The sequence below is a fragment of the Pseudomonas sp. JAI115 genome (genome assembly GCF_014200835.1).
In the GTDB taxonomy this organism is placed as follows: Bacteria; Pseudomonadota; Gammaproteobacteria; order Pseudomonadales; family Pseudomonadaceae; genus Aquipseudomonas; species Aquipseudomonas putida_A.
The window spans coordinates 73,503-92,831 of the sequence record NZ_JACHCY010000018.1 but is presented as its reverse complement, the minus strand read 5'-3'; the positions used below and the strand labels follow the sequence as shown (position 1 = coordinate 92,831).

Here is a 19,329-nt window from a genome sequence, read left to right as displayed (position 1 = left end):
ACAACCACAAAGACAAATCAAGGAGCAAGACAAAGCATGGACAACTTTCAATATTGCACGCTGCAAAAACCGGCTAAAGAACTCAAATCCAGCGCCCTTAACAACAGCCGAAAAAAACGCTCGCTGGTACACTACGACAAACTTTGGCCAAGCCGACACACTCTAAAAATAGCTTTCATGGACAACCCAACTCAGGAACACAAAAATAAAATCATTGCCGCCGCCGGAAAATGGCTTCCTTATATCAGTTTGAAGTTTGAGTTCGTTGAAGGCGTAGAGGGTGAGATCCGAATCGCCACCGAGGGTGTGGTGAACAGTTCATTTCTGGGTACCGATGCACTGGATATGTTTCCTGACACGCCAACCATGAACCTTGGCATCGACCCCGAACACGAAGACTTCGAGACGGTCGTCATCCACGAGTTTGGCCACGCACTCGGCGCGATGCACGAACACCAGCACCCCAAGGCGCAAATCCCCTGGAATAAAGAAAATGTTTACAACTACTACCAGAACAGACCGATGAATCCACTGTCGCGAGGCGAAGTTGACGACAATATATTTACGCCTTTTGACGATGCCGACGCGCTTTACTTGCCATACGATCGAAAATCCATCATGCACCATCCTGTTCCCAACAATTTGACGCTTGGCAATTGGGCGAATCCGATCAATCGCGAAATCAGTGATAAAGACAAACAGCTCATGCGGTTGATTTACCCACGTTGAATCACATCTTTACCGTGCCAGTTCTGTTGGCACGGTAATCCGTCATAAAATCGTACACATATCCAATTTACCTGCCCAAGCGCAGCAACTAGCATCCTTCATTCAAAGCGACTTTCCGGGAACAACAAGCAACCCGAGAAGTTACATATGACGAACGAAAACATGGATGTTCAGTTATGCACTCAATCCGGCTTCAGCCAAACAAAAAAACCGAAACCATACGCACCTCCCGCAACATCAAATGCACTTCGGAGGTTCAGTAATATGTGGGCTAAAAACAATCCGGCAAAATTCTGGACTCCCGGCAGCACTCTTCGCATCGCCTTCCTCAACGGCACGCAGGAATTCAAGGACGCGACCATTGCCGCTGCCAGCAACTGGTTGCCGCACATCAACTTGAAATTCGATTTCGTTGAAGGTGAAGTGGGCGACATCCGCATACTCAGTCAGGAAGGAACCTTTTCCTCCCTGATCGGCACGGATGCTCTGCTACATCCCGATGAGCCGACCATGACACTGTGGCCGCATCCGAGTCTGCCACGTTACTTCGCAGCCAACGTCATGCATGAGTTCGGTCACATGCTGGGCGCGGAGCATGAACAGACCAATCCCACGGCAGACATTCCCTGGGACAAGCCAGCCATCTATGCACAATTTGGAATCACCGCCGACCCGGAAGAAGACGACTCCCAGGCCAGAGTGACGCGCAAACGCCTGCACGACTGGTACTTTGACCGCGGCAATCCCGACGAAAGCATTTATTCGGAATACGATCCAAAGTCGATCATGCACTATCGCATCAGCCAGTCCTGGACCATCGGAGACTTCCAGCTCTTCATTAATCTGGATCTCAGCGAAAAGGACAAAATCTTCATGGCGAACGCTTATCCCTGCCCCGCGAGTGAGTGAGCGCATCAGGTCCGTGTCGGGCTATTTGATCTGCCCCAGATTCGCTTCGCTTAAATCCAGGTCTGCCAAAACCTCGCGCAACACGTCATCACCGATCTGGTGCTGACGACTGAGGCTATACAACTCCAGGCGCTGCGCCCGCAACGCCTTCAAGCGCAAGCGGCGTTCCAGCAGATCCATCTGGAACGCCAGCGCCTGGGCTTCGGCCGAATCATTGAACACGTCGAGCTGATGACGATACTCGGACATGATCCGCGCCTTGAGTTCCGCCGAGAGCGCGGCCTGCGCCGCATCCTGCGGGCCGACCTCTTCGGTTTCCAGCGCATGGATCGCCGCCTCGGCGGTCTTGCGCCACGCGTCGCGCACTTCCTGGCGGCGCTTGTCGTCCGGGCTTTTCTCGATGCCACGCAGCAGCAACGGCAGGGCGATGCAGGCGCAAATCAGCGACAACAGAATCACCCCGGCGGCGATGAAGATCAGCAGATCGCGCTCGGGGAACGCCTCGCTACCCATCAACATCGGCACCGACATCACACCGGCCAGCGTCACCGCCCCGCGCACTCCGCCGACAGTCAGCAACCAGCAGGATCGCGCGGTCGGCACTTGCGTCAGGTCGCCCTTGCCGCGCAGCCGTCGCAGCAGTACCGACAGACGCCAGATGCTCTGTACCCAGATAAAGCGCAACAGCACCAGCGCGAGGAAAATCGCCACCACGTCGAGGCCACGGTACAGCAGCGTCGGCCACAACGTCGGTTCGTGGCTGACCACGGCCTTGATGATGTCCGGCAATTGCAGACCCAGCAGCAGAAAGATCAGGCCGTTGAAGGCAAACTCGAGCAATGACCAGACGCTGCGATTGAGCAGCCGGGTGCTGGTCTGCCGCGGCAGCAGATCGAGCCAGCTCTGCATCATCCCCGCCGCGACAGCCGAAAGAATCCCCGAAGCGCCCAGTCGCTCGGCCAATACATAGGCGGCGAACGGCAGCAGCAACATGAACACCACGTGAGTGGCCGGATCGTCCCAGCCCCGGGTAATCATCCACGCGCGCAAGCGCCCGACCAGCCAGCTCAGCGCGACGCCGACGGCCAAGCCCCCGACCGCCACCAGTACGAACGTCAGGCTGGCATTGGCCAGCGAGAACACCCCGGTCACCGCCGCCACCAAGGCAAACTTGAACGTCACCAGACCCGAGGCATCGTTCATCAACGCCTCGCCTTGCAGGATGTGCATCAGCGGTGTCGGCAAGCGGTTCTGCGAGATCGCCGAGACCGCCACGGCGTCGGTCGGCGAGAGCACGGCGGCCAGCGCGAAGGCCACCGGCAGCGGAATGCTCGGCAACAGCCAGTGAATGAAGTACCCGGCGCCGACCACGGTGAACAGCACCAGGCCAACCGCCAGCGTCAGGATCGGCCCGCGCAGATGCCAGAACTCGCGTTTGGGCATGCGCCAACCGTCGGAAAACAGCAGCGGGGGCAGGAACAGAAACAGGAACAATTCGGGGTCCAGCGCGACGTGCAGGCCCAGTGTCGGCCAGGCCAGCAAGGCACCGGCGGCGATTTGCACGAGGGGCAGCGGCAGCGGGATGACCCGTCCGACCAGCCGGGAGACGCTGACCAGCATCAGCAGGATCAGGACGGTATAAGCGGTTTGCATAAAGCGGAAATCTCAGACAATCGACAGCGTTGAACTGCCATATTAGCCGCTTAGGATGCGTCTGGCGTTTGCACCTATGTCGCACTGCCCTCGTGGGAGCGAGCCTGCTCGCGAATGCGGTGTCTCCTTCAACAGAGATATTGCCTGTCATGACCCCTTCGCGAGCAGGCTCGCTCCCACAGGTTTTGCAGCGTTACGACAACCGTGGCCGACGAAACGCTTTGGTCATGGCATAATCCGACACCATTTTTTTCCAGCACCTGTAAAGGGGGCGATTCCTTGACCGTTTCAAGTAAAACGTTGCACCTTTTCGGCATCAAAGCCTGCGACACCATGAAGAAGGCGCGCACCTGGCTCGATGAACACGCTGTCAGCTACGACTTCCACGACTACAAAACCGCCGGTATCGACCGTGAGCACCTGACCCAATGGTGTGACGAGCACGGCTGGCAAACGGTGTTGAACCGTGCAGGCACGACCTTTCGCAAACTCGACGACGAACGTAAAGCCGATCTCGACCAGTCGAAAGCCATCGAACTGATGCTCGCTCAACCCTCGATGATCAAGCGCCCGGTGCTCGATCTCGGTGACCGAACCCTGATTGGCTTCAAGCCAGACATCTACGCGGCCGCACTCAAGTAAGCAGCCCGTCACTTATTGCTAGAGGTATTCACATGTCCAACTCTCTGTTCAGCATCGCCTTTGGTGTCGGCACGCAAAACCGTCAAGGCGCCTGGCTGGAAGTGTTCTACGCCCAGCCGCTGCTCAACCCGTCGGCCGAACTGGTCGCCGCTGTTGCGCCGATCCTCGGTTACACCGAAGGCAACCAGGCCATCACCTTCACCACTGCACAGGCTGCGCAACTGGCTGAAGCAGTCAAAGGCATCGACGCCGTTCAAGGCAAGCTGCTGACCCGTCTGGCCGAGAGCCACAAGCCACTGGTCGCCACCCTGCTGGCCGAAGACGCACAGCTGACCTCGACGCCTGAGGCGTACCTCAAGCTGCACCTGCTGTCGCATCGTCTGGTCAAGCCACACGGCGTAAGCCTGGTCGGGATCTTCCCGCTGCTGCCGAACGTGGCCTGGACCAGCCAGGGTGCAATCGACCTGAGCGAACTGGCCGAAATGCAACTGGAAGCGCGTCTGCGCGGCGAACTGCTGGAAGTGTTCTCGGTGGACAAGTTCCCGAAAATGACCGACTACGTGGTGCCGGCCGGCGTGCGTATCGCTGACGCGGCACGTCTGCGTCTGGGCGCTTACGTGGGCGAAGGCACCACCGTAATGCACGAAGGCTTCATCAACTTCAACGCCGGCACCGAAGGCCCGGGCATGATCGAAGGCCGCGTTTCCGCTGGCGTATTCGTCGGCAAGGGTTCGGACCTGGGCGGCGGCTGCTCGACCATGGGCACCCTGTCGGGCGGCGGCAACATCGTGATCAAGGTCGGCGAAGGCTGCCTGATCGGCGCCAACGCTGGTATCGGTATTCCGTTGGGCGACCGCAACACCGTCGAGTCGGGCCTGTACGTGACCGCCGGCACCAAGGTCGCGCTGCTGGACGAGCACAACAATCTGGTCAAGGTTGTAAAGGCGCGCGAGCTGGCCGGTCAGACCGACCTGCTGTTCCGTCGCAATTCGGAAACCGGTGCCGTGGAGTGCAAGACCCACAAATCGGCGATCGAGCTGAACGAAGCGCTGCACGCTCACAACTAAGTGCCGCAGGCACTTGTGGGAGCGAGCCTGCTCGCGAAGGCGTCCTTGAGGTCGCAAAAAGCTTCGCGAGCAGGCTCGCTCCCACAGTGTCTTGTGTACACCCCGCCCAAGTTCACAGGGCTGAACAGATGATGATTCCCTCCCCCTGGCGCGCCGACTTTCCGGCCATCGCCGCCCTGCAACGGCAAGACCAGACCTATCTGGACAACGCCGCCACCACGCAAAAACCCCAGGCCCTGCTCGACGCACTAACGCATTACTACGCCAACGGCGCAGCCAATGTGCACCGTGCGCAGCATCTGCCCGGCGCGCACGCGACGCAGGCGTTCGAAGACAGTCGGCTCAAGGTTGCCCAGTGGCTGAATGCCGGTGACAGCGGGCAGATCATCTTCACCCATGGCGCCACCAGTGCGCTGAATCTCCTGGCATATGGCCTGGAACATCTTTTCCACCCGGGCGATGAAATTGTCATCAGCGCCCTGGAGCATCATGCCAACCTGCTGCCGTGGCAGCAACTGGCGCAGCGTCGCGAGCTGAAACTGGTGATCCTGCCGCTGGACGCCGACGGCGTGATCGACCTCGGCGCCGCTGTGCGTCTGATCACCCCGCGCACTCGCTTGCTGGCGGTCAGTCAGCTGTCCAACGTGCTCGGTGCCTGGCAACCGTTACCGGCGCTGCTGGCGATGGCCAGGGCGCAGAACGCGCTGACCGTGGTCGATGGCGCACAAGGTGTGGTGCACGGTCGCCACGACGTGCAGGCGCTGGGTTGCGACTTCTATGTGTTTTCCAGCCACAAGCTGTACGGCCCCGATGGTCTCGGCGTGCTGTTCGGGCGCAATAAGGCGCTTGAGCAACTGCAGCCATGGCAGTTCGGCGGCGAAATGGTGCTGGAAGCCAACTATCACGATGCACGCTTCCGCCCTGCCCCGCTGGGTTTCGAGGCGGGCACGCCGCCGATTGCCAGCGTGATCGGCCTCGGCGCAACCCTCGATTATCTGGCTGGCCTGGATCAGGACGCGGTGTCGGCCCACGAAGCTGCGCTGCACGCTTACCTGCTGCAAGGCCTGGCCGCGCGCAACGGCATTCGTCTGCTGGGCAAGCCGCAATTGGCGCTGGCGAGTTTCGTCGTCGAGGGCGTGCACAACGCCGATCTGGCGCACTTGCTGACCGAGCAAGGTATCGCCGTGCGCGCCGGGCATCACTGCGCCATGCCGTTGCTGAAAAGCTTCGAACTGGCCGGGGCTATTCGCGTGTCACTGGCGCTGTACAACGACTCCGAGGATCTGGAGCGTTTCTTCGAAGCGCTGGATCAGGCCCTGGAGTTGCTGCGATGAGCCTGCCGCTCGCCGCTGCCGAAGCATTGTTGACCTTTCAGAACGCTGCCGGTTGGGAACAACGGGCGCGATTGCTGATGCAGTTTGGCGATCGTCTGCCGCCGCTGGATGACGCGGACAAATGCGAAGCCAACCGGGTGCATGGCTGTGAGAGCCAAATGTGGCTGGTGGGTGAGTTGCAGGACGGTCACTGGCAGTTCAGCGCTGCCAGCGATGCGCGGATGATTCGTGGGTTGGTGGCGTTGCTGCTGTTGCGGGTCAACGGCTTGAGCGCTGCCGAGTTGCGGCAGGTGGATTTGCCCGAGTGGTTCAATCAGCTGGGACTTTCGCGGCAGTTGTCGCCGTCGCGCAGTAATGGCTTGAATGCCGTGCTCCAGCGGATGAATGAGTTGGCTAAATAAAGCGGCTGCTTCGCAGCCATCGCGAGCAGGCTCACTCCTACAATTGGAATGCGTCCCCCTGTAGGAGTGAGCCTGCTCGCGATGAGGCCATCAGCCCCAGAATCAAACCTGAGGCTTCACCCGATCCGCTGGCCGCCGCACACCCGCCACAATCTTGTCCACCGCCTTGGTCGCCGCGACCATGCCGAACGTCGCCGTGACCATCATCACCGCGCCAAACCCGCCAGCGCAGTCGAGCTTCACCCCGTCGCCGACAAAACTCTTCTGCAAACAGATGCTGCCGTCCGGTTTCGGATAGCGCAGTTGTTCGGTGGAGAACACACACGGCACGCTGTAATGGCGAGTCACGGTACGCGAGAAGCCATAGTCGCGACGCAACGTCGAACGCACTTTCGAGGCCAGCGGGTCGTTGAACGTGCGGTTGAGGTCGCAGACCTGAATCAGCGTCGGATCGATCTGCCCACCCGCACCGCCGGTGGTGATGATCTGGATCTTGCGGCGTTTGCACCAGGCGATCAGCGCAGCTTTGGCGTTGACCGCGTCGATGCAGTCGATCACGCAATCGATGTTCGGCGTGATGTATTCGGCCATGGTGTCGCGCGTCACGAAGTCCGCCACCGCGTGCACCGTGCAGTCCGGGTTGATCCCGCGCAGACGCTCGGCCATCACCTCGACCTTGGGCTTGCCGACGGTGCTGTCCAGCGCGTGCAACTGGCGGTTGGCGTTGCTGACGCAGACGTCGTCGAGGTCGAACAGCGAAATCTCGCCGACGCCGCAACGGGCCATGGCCTCCGCTGCCCAGGAACCGACGCCACCGACGCCGACAATCGCCACATGGGCCGCACGCAGGCGCTCAAGGCCCTCGATGCCATACAAACGGGCGATGCCTGCAAACCGCGGATCTTCTGTACTCATGACCATTACCCCAAAAACCGGCGCGCATTATAGGGCCGTCGGCGGCCAAGAGCATCTTTGACGCTATGAACGGTGAACGCAGCCGTTTGCACGAACCTTGTAGCGAGGGAGCTTGCTCCCGCCGGGTCGCGAAGCGGCCCTTGAAAAGCGGCCTGCTTCGCAGTCCAGCGGGAGCAAGCTCCCTCGCCACTGGGAATTGCTATAACTAAACAACAAAGTTTTCTCTTACAAGCTGTTACTAAAGAACTTAAATCAGGTTGGACTGCCCAATGTCAGGCATTTTCCTGCCCGGTGTACGAGCAGTGAACTGCCGGTGTAGGATTCGCGCCCTTTTGGCGTAAGCCGATCCGTTCCTTCGTTCCACAGCCTTTGGAACCCGAAATAGCTATGTCATCGCGTAAATTTGGTCTCAACCTGGTGGTGGTTCTGGCAATCGCCGCCCTGTTCACCGGTTTCTGGGCGCTGATCAATCGCCCGGTCTCCGCGCCCAACTGGCCGGAGCAGATCTCCGGTTTCTCTTATTCGCCATTCCAGCAGGGCCAATTCCCACAGAAGGATCAGTATCCGACTGACGACGAAATGCGCCGTGACCTGGAGATCATGAGCAAGCTGACGGACAACATCCGCATCTACTCGGTCGACGGTTCGCTGCAGGACATCCCGAAACTGGCGGAAGAGTTCGGTCTGCGCGTGACCCTCGGGATCTGGATCAGCCCCGATCAGGAACGCAACGAGCGCGAGATCCAGCGCGCCATCGAACTGGCCAACACCTCGCGCAGCGTGGTTCGTGTGGTGGTCGGTAACGAGGCGATCTTCCGCAAGGAAATCACTGCCGAGCAACTGAGCGTGCTGCTGGATCGGGTGCGCGCGGCGGTGAAAGTGCCGGTGACCACCTCCGAGCAGTGGCACGTCTGGGAAGAACACCCGGAACTGGCCAAGCACGTTGACCTGATCGCTGCGCACGTGCTGCCGTACTGGGAATTCATCCCCGTGGACAAGGCCGGACAGTTCGTCTTCGACCGCGCCCGTGACCTGAAAAAGCTGTTCCCGAAAAAGCCGCTGCTGCTGTCCGAAGTCGGCTGGCCGAGCAACGGGCGCATGCGCGGTGGCGCCGATGCGTCGCCAGCGGATCAGGCGATCTACCTGCGCACACTGGTCAACAAGCTCAACCGCCAAGGCTTCAACTACTTCGTGATCGAAGCGTTCGACCAGCCGTGGAAGGCCAGTGACGAAGGTTCGGTGGGCGCCTACTGGGGCGTGTTCAACGCCGCCCGCCAGCAGAAATTCAACTTCGAAGGCCCGGTCGTCGCCATCCCGCAATGGCGCGTGCTGGCCATCGGTTCGGTGGTGCTGGCGCTGCTGTCGCTGACCCTGCTGATGATCGACGGCTCGGCCCTGCGCCAGCGTGGCCGCACCTTCCTGACCTTTATCGCATTCCTTTGCGGTTCGGTGCTGGTGTGGATCGGTTACGACTACAGCCAGCAATACAGCACGTGGTTCAGCCTGACGGTGGGTTTCCTCCTGGCACTGGGTGCGCTCGGGGTGTTCATCGTGCTGCTGACCGAAGCGCATGAACTGGCCGAAGCGGTCTGGACCCACAAGCGCCGGCGTGAATTCCTGCCGGTGGTGGGCGATTCGGACTACAGACCGAAAGTCTCGATCCACGTACCGTGCTACAACGAGCCGCCGGAGATGGTCAAACAGACCCTCGACGCCCTGGCCGCCCTCGATTACCCGGACTACGAAGTCCTGATCATCGACAACAACACCAAAGACCCGGCCGTCTGGGAGCCGGTGCGCGACTACTGCGCAACCCTCGGCCCGCGCTTCAAGTTCTTCCACGTATCACCACTGGCCGGGTTCAAGGGCGGTGCGCTGAACTACCTGATTCCGCACACCGCCAAGGACGCCGAAGTGATCGCGGTGATCGACTCCGACTACTGCGTGCATCCGAACTGGCTCAAGCACATGGTGCCGCACTTCGCCGATCCGAAAATCGCCGTGGTGCAGTCGCCGCAGGACTATCGCGACCAGAACGAAAGTACCTTCAAGAAGCTCTGCTACGCCGAATACAAAGGCTTCTTCCACATCGGCATGGTCACCCGTAACGACCGCGACGCGATCATTCAGCACGGCACCATGACCATGACCCGCCGTTCGGTTCTGGAAGAGCTGGGCTGGGCCGACTGGTGCATCTGTGAAGACGCCGAGCTGGGTCTGCGCGTGTTCGAGAAAGGTCTGTCGGCAGCGTATTACCACGAAAGTTACGGCAAGGGTCTGATGCCGGACACCTTCATCGACTTCAAGAAGCAGCGTTTCCGCTGGGCCTATGGCGCGATCCAGATCATCAAGCGCCACACCCGCAGCCTGCTGCGCGGCAAGGACACCGAACTGACCCGTGGCCAGCGTTACCACTTCCTCGCGGGCTGGTTGCCGTGGGTCGCGGACGGCATGAACATCTTCTTCACCGTCGGCGCGCTGTTGTGGTCGGCGGCGATGATCATCGTGCCGCAACGGGTCGATCCGCCGCTGCTGATTTTCGCCATCCCACCATTGGCGCTGTTCGTGTTCAAGGTCGGCAAGATCATCTTCCTCTACCGTCGCGCCGTCGGCGTGAACCTCAAGGATGCGTTCTGCGCCGCACTGGCCGGACTGGCGTTGTCGCACACCATCGCCAAAGCGGTGTTGTACGGCTTCTTCACCAGCAGCATTCCGTTCTTCCGCACGCCGAAAAACGCCGACAACCATGGCTTCTGGGTGGCGATTTCCGAAGCTCGCGAAGAGCTGTTCATCATGCTGCTGTTGTGGGGCGCGGCGCTGGGGATCTACCTGGTGCAGGGCATTCCGAGCAACGACATGCGCTTCTGGGTCGCAATGCTGCTGGTGCAGTCGCTGCCATACCTGGCCGCGCTGATCATGGCGTTCCTCTCGTCGCTGCCAAAACCTGCGACAGCGCCTGAACCGGCGCCTGTCGTCTAATTCCTCTTTGATCCACTAAACGGCGGCCAATGGTCGCCGTTTTGCTTTAAGATAACCGCCATTTTGCGGGGCACTCCTCTAATCCCTGTGGGAGCGAGCCTGCTCGCGAAGGCTTTGTAACATTCACCGATTATGTTGACTGATACACCGCATTCGCGAGCAGGCTCGCTCCCACATTGTTAGTCCGCGCCCACATTCATGACTCCGGAGTTTTCCATGACGGCCCACGCCGACCTTTCGCCGACCCTTCAACTCGCCATCGACCTGATCCGCCGTCCGTCCGTGACGCCGGTCGACGCCGATTGCCAGAAGCAGATGATGCAGCGCCTGGGCGATGCCGGTTTCACCCTCGAGCCGATGCGCATCGAGGACGTGGACAACTTCTGGGCCACCCACGGCAACGACGACGGCCCGGTGCTGTGCTTCGCCGGCCACACCGACGTGGTGCCGACCGGTCCGGTGACCGCCTGGCAGATCGACCCGTTCAACGCGGTGATCGATGAACACGGCATGCTCTGCGGCCGTGGCGCAGCGGACATGAAAGGCAGCCTGGCGTCGATGACCGTCGCCGCCGAGCGCTTTGTCGCCGACTACCCGAACCACAAGGGCAAGGTCGCGTTCCTGATCACCAGCGACGAAGAAGGCCCGGCGCACCACGGCACCAAAGCGGTGGTGGAACGTCTGGTGGCGCGCAAGGAACGTCTGGACTGGTGCATCGTCGGCGAACCGTCTAGCACCACGCTGGTCGGTGACGTGGTGAAAAACGGTCGTCGCGGCTCGCTGGGCGCCAAGCTCACCGTGCGCGGTGTGCAGGGTCACGTGGCCTACCCGCATCTGGCGAAGAACCCGATCCACCTCGCCGCTCCGGCGCTGGCCGAGCTGGCCGCCGAGCACTGGGATCATGGCAACGATTTCTTCCCGCCGACCAGTTTCCAGATTTCCAACCTCAACTCCGGCACCGGCGCGACCAACGTGATCCCGGGTGATCTGGTGGCGGTGTTCAACTTCCGCTTCTCCACCGAATCCACCGTCGAAGGCCTGCAGAAACGCGTGGCCGACATCCTCGACAAACACAGTCTGGACTGGCACATCGACTGGGCGCTGTCCGGCCTGCCGTTCCTCACCGAGCCGGGCGCGCTGCTCGACGCGGTGTCGTCGAGCATCAAGGACATCACCGGCCGCGAGACCAAGGCATCGACCAGCGGCGGCACTTCCGATGGCCGCTTCATCGCGACCATGGGCACGCAGGTTGTTGAACTGGGCCCCGTCAACGCGACCATCCACCAGGTCAACGAGCGTGTGCTGGCGGCCGATCTCGACGTGCTGACCGAGATCTACTACCAGACCCTGATCAAGTTGCTCGCCTGATGCTCGCGTGCCCGATCTGCAGTGAACCGCTGAACAGCGTCGACAACGGCGTGGTCTGCCCCGCAGGCCACCGCTTCGACCGTGCGCGTCAGGGCTACCTGAATCTGTTGCCGGTGCAGCACAAGAACAGCCGTGACCCTGGCGACAATCAGGCGATGGTCGAGGCGCGCCGCGACTTCCTGAATGCCGGGCATTACGCGCCAGTGGCCAAGCGTCTGGCCGAGCTGGCGGCGGGTTATGCGCCGGCACGCTGGGTCGATATCGGTTGCGGTGAGGGTTACTACACCGCGCAGATTGCCGATGCCTTGCCGGATGCCAATGGCTACGCGCTGGACATCTCCCGCGAGGCGGTGAAACGCGCCTGCAAACGTAATCCGTCGCTAACCTGGTTGATCGCCAGCATGGCCCGCGTGCCATTGGCGTCGGGCAGTTGCCAGTTTCTCGCCAGCGTTTTCAGCCCTCTGGACTGGGCAGAAGCCAAGCGCCTGCTCAGCGTCGGCGGCGGCCTGATGAAGGTCGGCCCGACCAGCGGCCACCTGATGGAACTGCGCGAACGTCTGTACGACGAAGTGCGCGAATACACCGACGACAAGCATCTGGCCCTGGTGCCGGAAGGCATGGCGCTGGCGCACAGCGAAACTCTGGAATTCAAACTGACGCTGGACAAGCCCGAGGATCGCGCCAACCTGCTGGCGATGACGCCCCACGGCTGGCGCGCCAGTGCCGAACGCCGCGCCGCCGTGATCGAACAGGCCGAGCCGTTCGTGACCACCGTATCGATGCGCTACGATTATTTCGTTCTTCAATAACTTTTGGTCTCGGGCAAGTGCCCGGGGCCGGCTAAATCCGCGAATGGATTTTTCAGACCCGCAGTGAGGACATCCATGCGCCAACCGGATATCGAGATTTACCTGAAAGACGCCGACGTCGACCACAAGGCGATTTCCGCCTGGCTCGGTGAGGCTCTGGGCCCGTGCAGCGACTGGGTACAGAAAGGCCAGACCTACAAGTGCAAGGCCGGCAACATCCCGGTGACCTGGCTGCCGAAAGCCGTGGGCAAGTGGAACAGCCTGTACCTGGAAAGCGATGCGACTCCATGGGACGACGACATCGCCTGCGCCCGTGCAGCCTTTGCCGCGCTGAACGTCGAGGTGCGTTGCGCACCGGGCACGTGGGTCGAGGAAGAAGGTGAGGAAACGGCGGATCGCTGGATTCGCATCAGCGCCGACGGTGAAGAAGAAATCACCTGGAAAACCGCGTAACAACAGTCAACGCAGATCCAAATGTGGGAGCGGGCTTGCTCCGGGCGGCGTTCCGACGAATGCGGTGTATCAGCTACACATGTGCTGAATGACACGACGCATTCGCGAGCAAGCCCGCTCCCACAGTGGTTTTGGGATGTTTTGGAGGGTTGTGTTACAGACCGACCACATCCTCAGCCTGCAAACCCTTCTCGCCAGTAATCACCGCATACTCAACCTGCTGACCTTCAGTCAGCGAGCGATGCCCCTCACCGCGAATCGCGCGGTAGTGCACGAACACGTCCACCCCGTCGTCGCGCTGAATGAAGCCGTAGCCCTTGGCGTCGTTGAACCACTTCACATTGCCGGTTTCACGTGTTGCCATCTGTTCATACTCCTTTTTTATTATTGAACAGGCTTTTCGCAGGAAAGCCTTTGCGGAACGTCAGACTGCGCCCGACGTCCATAAAGGGCCCCGGCGACAGATTGCCGAGTATATGACAGGCGCAAAAAGTCTCAACAGGAGATTACTTCGCCGCTTTTTTGCCGATTTTCGGTGAATACGGCAAACTGTCGACCTCCCGAGCAAACGCTCGGTTTTATTCACTCACGCAGAAGCCGTATGACCCGTTCCCCGTTCCGCCGTCTTGTGTTTGGCACCTTGCGCCGACTGTTGTACCTCTGGGTTCGCTCCGAGACGATCAACCAGTCGTCGTTCACCCTCAACCTCGACCGCAGTCGTCCGGTGTTCTACGTCCTGCAAAACCCTTCGCTCACCGATCTGGCGGTGGTCGACACCGAGTGCAGCAAGGCCGGTCTGCCGCGTCCGGTGCTGCCGGTGTCGGTGGGGCCGTTGATCGAACCGGCGGCGTTTTTCTATCTGACGCCGGATCCGGACTGGCTCGGTCGTCAGGACAAGCGCGGCGCACCGCCGACCCTGACCCGCCTGGTCAGCGCCCTGACCCAGAACGCCGCCGAAGACGCGCAGATCATTCCGGTCAGCGTGTTCTGGGGACAGTCGCCGGACAGCGAAAACAGTCCGTGGAAGCTGCTGTTTGCCGACAGCTGGGCGGTCACCGGGCGCTTGCGCCGACTGCTGAGCATCATCGTTCTGGGGCGCAAGACTCGCGTGCAGTTCTCCGCGCCGATCCACCTGCGCGAACTGATCGAACACAACAAGGGCCACGAACGCACCGTGCGCATGGCCCAGCGCATCCTGCGCGTGCACTTCCGCAATCTGAAAGCCGCCGTCATCGGCCCGGACATTTCCCACCGCCGTAACCTGGTCAAGGGCCTGCTCAACCAGCCCTTGGTCAAGCAAGCGATCCTCGACGAAGCCGAGCGCGAGAACATCTCCCCGGAAAAAGCCAAGGCCCAGGCCCTGCGTTACGGCAACGAGATCGCCTCGGACTACACCTACACCGCGATCCGTTTTCTCGAAGTGGTGCTGAGCTGGTTCTGGAACAAGATCTACGACGGGATCAAGGTCAACCACATCGAAGGCGTGCAGAAGGTCGCCCAGGGTCACGAAGTGATCTACGTGCCATGCCACCGCAGCCACATCGACTACCTGTTGCTGTCGTACTTGCTGTTTCGCAACGGCCTGACTCCGCCGCATATCGCCGCCGGAATCAACCTGAACATGCCGGTGATCGGCAGCCTGCTGCGCCGTGGTGGCGCGTTCTTCATGCGCCGCACGTTCAAGGGCAATCCGCTGTACACCTCGGTGTTCAACGAATACCTGCATATCCTGTTCACCAAAGGTTTCCCGGTCGAGTACTTCGTCGAGGGCGGCCGCTCGCGCACCGGGCGCATGCTGCAACCGAAAACCGGGATGCTCGCGATCACGATGCGCAGCTTCCTGCGTTCGTCGCGGATGCCGATCGTTTTCGTGCCGGTGTACATCGGTTACGAGCGCGTGCTGGAAGGTCGTACCTACCTCGGCGAACTGCATGGCGCGAGCAAGAAGAAAGAGTCGATCTTCGACATCTTCAAAGTCATCGGCGCGCTCAAGCAGCGCTTCGGTCAGGTCGCGGTGAACTTCGGCGAGCCGATCAAACTCGCGGAATTCCTCGACAGCGAACAGCCAGACTGGCGCCAGCAGGAACTCGGCCCGCAGTACAAACCGGCGTGGCTCAACGAGACCACCAACCGCCTTGGCGAGAAAGTCGCGCAGCACTTGAACGAAGCAGCGGCGATCAACCCGGTCAACCTGGTGGCGCTGGCGCTGCTCTCGACCACCCGCCTGGCACTGGACGATCGGGCCATGGAGCGGATGCTGGATCTGTATCTGGCGCTGCTGCGCAAAGTCCCTTACTCGCCGCACACGACCCTGCCGGAAGGCGATGGTCGCGCGCTGATCGAGCATGTGAAGGACATGGATCTGCTGTCCGAGCAAAACGATGCGCTGGGCAAGATTCTCTATCTGGACGAGCAGAACGCCGTCCTGATGACCTACTACCGCAACAACGTGCTGCACATCTTCGCCTTGCCGGCGCTGCTGGCGAGCTTCTTCCAGAGCACCTCGCGCATGAGCCGCGAACAGATCCTGCGTTACACCCGCGCGCTGTATCCGTACCTGCAGGCGGAGCTGTTCATTCGCTGGTCGCTGGAAGAACTGGACGGCGTGGTCGATCAATGGCTGGAAGCCTTCGTCGAGCAAGGCCTGCTGCGTTTCGAGAAGGACGTGTATATGCGTCCGGCGCCAAGTTCACGGCACTTTGTGCTGCTGACCCTGCTGTCGAAGAGCATCGCGCAGACCCTGCAGCGCTTCTACATGACCGTGTCCCTGCTGCTCAACAGCGGCCAGAACAGCATCAGCGCCGAAGAGCTGGAAGACCTGTGTACGGTCATGGCCCAGCGCCTGTCGATCCTCCACGGTTTGAACGCCCCGGAGTTCTTCGACAAGAGCCTGTTCCGCCACTTCATCCAGACCCTGCTCGACCTCGACGTGCTGCGCCGCGACGAAGCGGGCAAGCTGAGCTACCACGAACTGCTCGGAGAACTGGCCGAAGGCGCTGCCAAACGGGTGTTGCCGGCGGAGATTCGCCTGTCGATTCGTCAAGTGGCCTTGCATCGCAGTGAAGATGCCGCCGAAACAGCGGATACACCACAAGTCTGAAACTTGCTGACAACTAACGGGCGCGCACTTCAATGGCCCCGTTAGTTGATTCATGGATTAATAGGCTCACTCCACCAATCACGATACGGATATCGAGATGAGCCTGTTAACCGAAGAAAATTGCGCAGTAATCCTGGACTTCCGCCTACCGCCCGAATTCCATGCGCCTGCCGATGGTGTCAATGAAACCATTGTCAGCGTCAAAGTATTCAATTCCCAATCGCCTGTTAACATCAAGGACTGGCACCGTGCTGCGATCTTCGACGCCGGCTGGAAATTTGACTTCCCTCATCACTACGGCGATGTAGGCGTCAGGTACCAAGTCAATGTGCAGATCCTTCATGACCAAATACCCTTGCTGATCGAGCAGGACTACTTCGTCACTGTCAACAACACTCCCCATCGGCAAACCCTGCACCTGAGCCCGATCGGTTTTCTATATGTCGAGGCTCAAGAAGCCGAAATTGTTGCGCCAGAAGAAGCGGTCACCATCAGTCTGCATGAAGCAGAGTCTCCCGAAGTTGAGCTGGTGCATGTCAAACAGGACGAACAGTCAGTCTCCGGGTTTTATCTGAAATATGATCCTGACAGCGTTATACCCGGTAAACGCTATGCACTGACGGGTATTGAAAACCGCTACCATCAGCGTCTTGTGATCTCGCCTGAACAAGTCGAACTGGCTCCCGCGATGCCCAACACAAGCGCGCTGTCGTTTCAGAAATTAATGCAGTGGCTGGGAAAACCCTTACGTTTGTTCACTGACGCTGGCACCAAAATCCGCTAGATTTCCTTCGGCGCCGGGATTCTTCCGGCGCAACCGTCTCAGAGGTCCCGATGAAAAAACTCACCCTTCTCGCCGCAGCCACCCTGTTGAGCGCCTGCCAGTCGACCACCCCCGCCGGCAAAGTCGGCCTCGACGGCGAAGTGTTCTACCTGCAACGCATCGCCCTGCCACCAAGCGCGACCCTGAGCGTGAGCCTGCAGGACGTGTCGCTGGCCGACGCACCGGCGGTGGTCATCGACGAACAGAAAGGCCCGGTCAAAGGCCAGGTGCCGCTGCCGTTCCACTTGAGTTACGATCCGGCCCAGGTCAAACCCGGCCACCGCTACTCGGTCAGCGCGCGCATCGAAGTCAACGGCGAGTTGATGTTCATCACCACCGAAAACCACGCCGTGCAACTGGACGGCAACGATCCGCAGCCGCTGAAAATCCGCGTCGACGCGATTCGCTAATTGTCTTTCAAGGAAGCTGCCATGCTCCGCCCTACCCTTCGCTTCGCCGGCCTGTGCGCGGGCTTGATGATCTCTGCCAGCGCCCTGGCGCTGTCGCTCAGCGACCTCTCGCAACAAGACGCCACCGGCGGCCTCAAGGACGCCCTGACCCAAGGCGCGCAAATCGCCGTCAAACAACTCGGCACCCCGGGCGGCTTCAGCAACAACCCGGAAGTGAAAATCGAACTGCCGGGCAAACTCGGCAAAGTCGCCGGCAAGATGAAAGCCTTCGGCATGGGCGCCCAGGTCGACGAACTCGAAACCGCGATGAACAAGGCCGCAGAAAGCGCCGTGACCCAGGCCCAACCGATCCTCGTCGACGCCGTGAAGAAAATGACCGTGGCCAACGCCAAGGGCATCCTCAGCGGCGGCACTGACTCGGCCACCCAATACCTGGACAAGACCAGCCGCGAGCAGATCCGCGCCAAGTTCCTGCCCATCGTCAAACAAGCCACCGACAAAGTCGGCGTCGCACAAAAGTACAACGCCTTCGCCGGCCAGGCTGCGACCCTCGGCGTGGTGGATGCAAAGAGCGCCAACGTCGAAAACTACGTCACCGAACAAGCGCTCAATGGCCTGTTCGAAATGATCGGCAAACAGGAAGAAACCATCCGCAAGAATCCGGCTGCTGCAGCGACGGGCCTTGCGAAGAAAGTGTTCGGCACTTTGTAATTTTTGCCGCACGAAAAAGCCCGCTGAACCGGTGAAGGTCAGCGGGCTTTTTGTTGCGTGTCAGCCTTGCGGATCGACCTGATCGAGGACGCGGTTAACCGACAGCTCCGCGAGCGAAATCATCTGCTGAATGCCAAGCAGCTGACTGCACGTCGGGCCGCTCAGGGTAAACGCCAACTCACTGGCCATGACATTGGCCGACGCCAGCGTTTCACAGGCATGGGTCAGCAGGGTCTCGGAATCGACTTCGGGGAGGACAGTGAAGATTGTGCTCGGCTGATTGACGGGCTTGGGCTGTTTTTCAGGCTGGGGCAGGAGGTAGTGATCGAGCGCACGCAGGGCTGCGTCGTGGAGCTTGCGCGAATCGAGGAAGGCGTAGGGCGAGACGGGGTCGGTTGGCCGTTCGGGGGTGGTTTCGGGTTCGGATTCTGGGGGATTTGGGGTGTGTTTGAACATGGTGGAACTCCTAACTATTCAAGTGGAGCTACCACCATCACTTGCAGATGACGGGTGGCAGCTGTGCACGGGTCTGCAAGACCGAGTTGTTAGGCCCTCGGCATACCCAAAGGTATCCCGCACACAGCCACCATAAAACGATGGCTGCTAAAAAGCGCCACGATTATAGGGGCGCTGATCAGTACCTAACAAACTATCGGCGGGCTTGCAGACCCGGTCGCTGAATTGGCAGCGACAGACTCAGGCTAGAGATCGCGCTTCCGACGGGCAACCTGAAAACCTTGTGGGAAGGTTCTGGTTATCTGGAACATTTTTAAACAGATCAAAGAGGTTGACTGGCTGGTCGGGCCTCTTCGCTGGCAAGCCAGCTCCCACAGTGGGATTGGGTGCAGGCAGTTGGAGATTGGTCGGCTCATAGGCCGCCATCGCTGGCAAGCCAGCTCCCACAATGGGATTGGCTGCGGTCAGTTGGAGATTGGTCGGCTGACAGACCGCCATCGCGAGCAGGCTCACTCCTACAGCGGGATTGGGTGCAGGCAGTTGGAGAGTGGTCGGCTCATAGGCCGCCAT

At 60.3% G+C, this 19,329-nt stretch carries 19 protein-coding genes; 14 read left to right on the top strand and 5 right to left on the bottom strand.

What is annotated here, in order from left to right; genetic code table 11:
- The first annotated feature begins 36 nt into the window (after nucleotides 1-36).
- Both HDC30_RS26185 and HDC30_RS26180 read left to right on the top strand, forming a co-directional pair.
- Complete coding sequence (locus HDC30_RS26185) at nucleotides 37-729, top strand: M12 family metallopeptidase (RefSeq protein ID WP_183785766.1); 693 nt, start codon at nucleotides 37-39, stop codon at nucleotides 727-729.
- A 147-nt stretch (nucleotides 730-876) separates the two neighbouring features.
- Nucleotides 877-1,638, top strand: a complete 762-nt coding sequence (locus tag HDC30_RS26180; protein ID WP_260320020.1) for a hypothetical protein — start codon at nucleotides 877-879, stop codon at nucleotides 1,636-1,638.
- A gap of 21 nt (nucleotides 1,639-1,659) precedes the next feature.
- On the opposite strand, the gene HDC30_RS26175 is transcribed toward HDC30_RS26180, so the two are convergent.
- On the bottom strand, nucleotides 1,660-3,291 hold the full coding sequence (locus tag HDC30_RS26175; RefSeq protein ID WP_183785765.1) for a Na+/H+ antiporter: 1,632 nt from the start codon (nucleotides 3,289-3,291) through the stop codon (nucleotides 1,660-1,662).
- Nucleotides 3,292-3,570: 279 nt separating this feature from the next.
- Between HDC30_RS26175 and HDC30_RS26170 the strand changes: the two genes are divergently transcribed.
- The 4 genes from HDC30_RS26170 to HDC30_RS26155 all read left to right on the top strand — a co-directional run bounded on the left by HDC30_RS26170 (nucleotide 3,571) and on the right by HDC30_RS26155 (nucleotide 6,735).
- Nucleotides 3,571-3,933: an ArsC family reductase gene (locus HDC30_RS26170; RefSeq protein ID WP_003222107.1), complete on the top strand. Its 363-nt coding sequence runs from the start codon at nucleotides 3,571-3,573 to the stop codon at nucleotides 3,931-3,933.
- Between the two features lie 32 nt (nucleotides 3,934-3,965).
- Nucleotides 3,966-5,000 carry a 2,3,4,5-tetrahydropyridine-2,6-dicarboxylate N-succinyltransferase gene (gene dapD, locus HDC30_RS26165; RefSeq protein ID WP_183785764.1) on the top strand — a complete coding sequence of 345 codons (1,035 nt, stop codon included), beginning with the start codon at nucleotides 3,966-3,968 and terminating at the stop codon, nucleotides 4,998-5,000.
- 128 nt (nucleotides 5,001-5,128) lie between these two features.
- Complete coding sequence (locus HDC30_RS26160) at nucleotides 5,129-6,334, top strand: aminotransferase class V-fold PLP-dependent enzyme (RefSeq protein ID WP_183785763.1); 1,206 nt, start codon at nucleotides 5,129-5,131, stop codon at nucleotides 6,332-6,334.
- A complete protein-coding gene (locus HDC30_RS26155) occupies nucleotides 6,331-6,735 on the top strand; it encodes a SufE family protein (RefSeq protein ID WP_103368418.1) in 405 nt (134 codons plus the stop codon). Before HDC30_RS26160 ends, HDC30_RS26155 begins: the two co-directional genes overlap by 4 nt.
- A 102-nt stretch (nucleotides 6,736-6,837) precedes the next feature.
- On the opposite strand, the gene tcdA is transcribed toward HDC30_RS26155, so the two are convergent.
- Entirely contained in the window at nucleotides 6,838-7,656 is an 819-nt protein-coding gene (tcdA, locus tag HDC30_RS26150; protein ID WP_003222099.1) for a tRNA cyclic N6-threonylcarbamoyladenosine(37) synthase TcdA, read from the bottom strand.
- Between the two features lie 381 nt (nucleotides 7,657-8,037).
- Here tcdA and HDC30_RS26145 point away from each other — a divergent pair, with 381 nt between their 5' ends.
- From HDC30_RS26145 to HDC30_RS26130, 4 genes are all read left to right on the top strand, one after another.
- Nucleotides 8,038-10,629 (top strand): glycosyltransferase, encoded by a 2,592-nt coding sequence (locus HDC30_RS26145; protein WP_183785762.1) that lies wholly within the window; start codon nucleotides 8,038-8,040, stop codon nucleotides 10,627-10,629.
- A gap of 216 nt (nucleotides 10,630-10,845) precedes the next feature.
- A complete protein-coding gene (gene dapE, locus HDC30_RS26140; RefSeq protein ID WP_103368420.1) occupies nucleotides 10,846-11,997 on the top strand; it encodes a succinyl-diaminopimelate desuccinylase in 1,152 nt (383 codons plus the stop codon).
- Nucleotides 11,997-12,806 carry a putative RNA methyltransferase gene (locus tag HDC30_RS26135; RefSeq protein WP_183785761.1) on the top strand — a complete coding sequence of 270 codons (810 nt, stop codon included), beginning with the start codon at nucleotides 11,997-11,999 and terminating at the stop codon, nucleotides 12,804-12,806. Before dapE ends, HDC30_RS26135 begins: the two co-directional genes overlap by 1 nt.
- 75 nt (nucleotides 12,807-12,881) lie before the next feature.
- Nucleotides 12,882-13,259 carry a hypothetical protein gene (locus HDC30_RS26130; protein WP_007964251.1) on the top strand — a complete coding sequence of 126 codons (378 nt, stop codon included), beginning with the start codon at nucleotides 12,882-12,884 and terminating at the stop codon, nucleotides 13,257-13,259.
- A gap of 154 nt (nucleotides 13,260-13,413) precedes the next feature.
- Here the strand turns inward: HDC30_RS26130 and HDC30_RS26125 are convergent, their stop codons facing one another.
- Nucleotides 13,414-13,623 (bottom strand): cold-shock protein, encoded by a 210-nt coding sequence (locus HDC30_RS26125; RefSeq protein ID WP_016771489.1) that lies wholly within the window; start codon nucleotides 13,621-13,623, stop codon nucleotides 13,414-13,416.
- A 237-nt stretch (nucleotides 13,624-13,860) separates the two neighbouring features.
- Between HDC30_RS26125 and plsB the strand changes: the two genes are divergently transcribed.
- The 4 genes from plsB to HDC30_RS26105 all read left to right on the top strand — a co-directional run bounded on the left by plsB (nucleotide 13,861) and on the right by HDC30_RS26105 (nucleotide 18,303).
- On the top strand, nucleotides 13,861-16,359 hold the full coding sequence (plsB, locus tag HDC30_RS26120; protein WP_183785760.1) for a glycerol-3-phosphate 1-O-acyltransferase PlsB: 2,499 nt from the start codon (nucleotides 13,861-13,863) through the stop codon (nucleotides 16,357-16,359).
- Nucleotides 16,360-16,456: 97 nt separating this feature from the next.
- Nucleotides 16,457-17,143, top strand: coding sequence for a hypothetical protein (locus tag HDC30_RS26115; protein WP_183785754.1), 687 nt, complete (start codon nucleotides 16,457-16,459; stop codon nucleotides 17,141-17,143).
- A gap of 50 nt (nucleotides 17,144-17,193) precedes the next feature.
- Entirely contained in the window at nucleotides 17,194-17,592 is a 399-nt protein-coding gene (locus HDC30_RS26110) for a YbaY family lipoprotein (RefSeq protein WP_098967439.1), read from the top strand.
- Nucleotides 17,593-17,613: 21 nt separating this feature from the next.
- The gene (locus tag HDC30_RS26105; RefSeq protein ID WP_183785752.1) at nucleotides 17,614-18,303 is read left to right on the top strand and encodes a DUF4197 domain-containing protein; all 690 of its coding nucleotides are present in this window, start codon (nucleotides 17,614-17,616) and stop codon (nucleotides 18,301-18,303) included.
- A gap of 60 nt (nucleotides 18,304-18,363) precedes the next feature.
- On the opposite strand, the gene HDC30_RS26100 is transcribed toward HDC30_RS26105, so the two are convergent.
- Both HDC30_RS26100 and HDC30_RS28995 read right to left on the bottom strand, forming a co-directional pair.
- Nucleotides 18,364-18,759 (bottom strand): DUF6124 family protein, encoded by a 396-nt coding sequence (locus tag HDC30_RS26100; protein WP_183785750.1) that lies wholly within the window; start codon nucleotides 18,757-18,759, stop codon nucleotides 18,364-18,366.
- A 240-nt stretch (nucleotides 18,760-18,999) separates the two neighbouring features.
- Nucleotides 19,000-19,329 (bottom strand): hypothetical protein (locus tag HDC30_RS28995; RefSeq protein WP_221303519.1); only part of this gene is annotated, 330 nt, incomplete at its 5' end.

What these genes read in the sequence shown, in the direction of transcription:
- HDC30_RS26175 (WP_183785765.1), bottom strand. Translation starts at nt 3,291, where the DNA reads ATGCAAACCGCTTATACCGTCCTGATCCTGCTGATGCTGGTCAGCGTC.
- dapD (WP_183785764.1), top strand. Translation starts at nt 3,966, where the DNA reads ATGTCCAACTCTCTGTTCAGCATCGCCTTTGGTGTCGGCACGCAAAAC.
- HDC30_RS26115 (WP_183785754.1), top strand. Translation starts at nt 16,457, where the DNA reads ATGAGCCTGTTAACCGAAGAAAATTGCGCAGTAATCCTGGACTTCCGC.
- HDC30_RS26130 (WP_007964251.1), top strand. Translation starts at nt 12,882, where the DNA reads ATGCGCCAACCGGATATCGAGATTTACCTGAAAGACGCCGACGTCGAC.
- HDC30_RS26180 (WP_260320020.1), top strand. Translation starts at nt 877, where the DNA reads ATGACGAACGAAAACATGGATGTTCAGTTATGCACTCAATCCGGCTTC.
- HDC30_RS26110 (WP_098967439.1), top strand. Translation starts at nt 17,194, where the DNA reads ATGAAAAAACTCACCCTTCTCGCCGCAGCCACCCTGTTGAGCGCCTGC.
- HDC30_RS26100 (WP_183785750.1), bottom strand. Translation starts at nt 18,759, where the DNA reads ATGTTCAAACACACCCCAAATCCCCCAGAATCCGAACCCGAAACCACC.
- HDC30_RS26105 (WP_183785752.1), top strand. Translation starts at nt 17,614, where the DNA reads ATGCTCCGCCCTACCCTTCGCTTCGCCGGCCTGTGCGCGGGCTTGATG.
- HDC30_RS26160 (WP_183785763.1), top strand. Translation starts at nt 5,129, where the DNA reads ATGATGATTCCCTCCCCCTGGCGCGCCGACTTTCCGGCCATCGCCGCC.
- HDC30_RS26185 (WP_183785766.1), top strand. Translation starts at nt 37, where the DNA reads ATGGACAACTTTCAATATTGCACGCTGCAAAAACCGGCTAAAGAACTC.
- tcdA (WP_003222099.1), bottom strand. Translation starts at nt 7,656, where the DNA reads ATGGTCATGAGTACAGAAGATCCGCGGTTTGCAGGCATCGCCCGTTTG.
- HDC30_RS26125 (WP_016771489.1), bottom strand. Translation starts at nt 13,623, where the DNA reads ATGGCAACACGTGAAACCGGCAATGTGAAGTGGTTCAACGACGCCAAG.
- dapE (WP_103368420.1), top strand. Translation starts at nt 10,846, where the DNA reads ATGACGGCCCACGCCGACCTTTCGCCGACCCTTCAACTCGCCATCGAC.
- plsB (WP_183785760.1), top strand. Translation starts at nt 13,861, where the DNA reads ATGACCCGTTCCCCGTTCCGCCGTCTTGTGTTTGGCACCTTGCGCCGA.
- HDC30_RS26145 (WP_183785762.1), top strand. Translation starts at nt 8,038, where the DNA reads ATGTCATCGCGTAAATTTGGTCTCAACCTGGTGGTGGTTCTGGCAATC.
- HDC30_RS26155 (WP_103368418.1), top strand. Translation starts at nt 6,331, where the DNA reads ATGAGCCTGCCGCTCGCCGCTGCCGAAGCATTGTTGACCTTTCAGAAC.
- HDC30_RS26135 (WP_183785761.1), top strand. Translation starts at nt 11,997, where the DNA reads ATGCTCGCGTGCCCGATCTGCAGTGAACCGCTGAACAGCGTCGACAAC.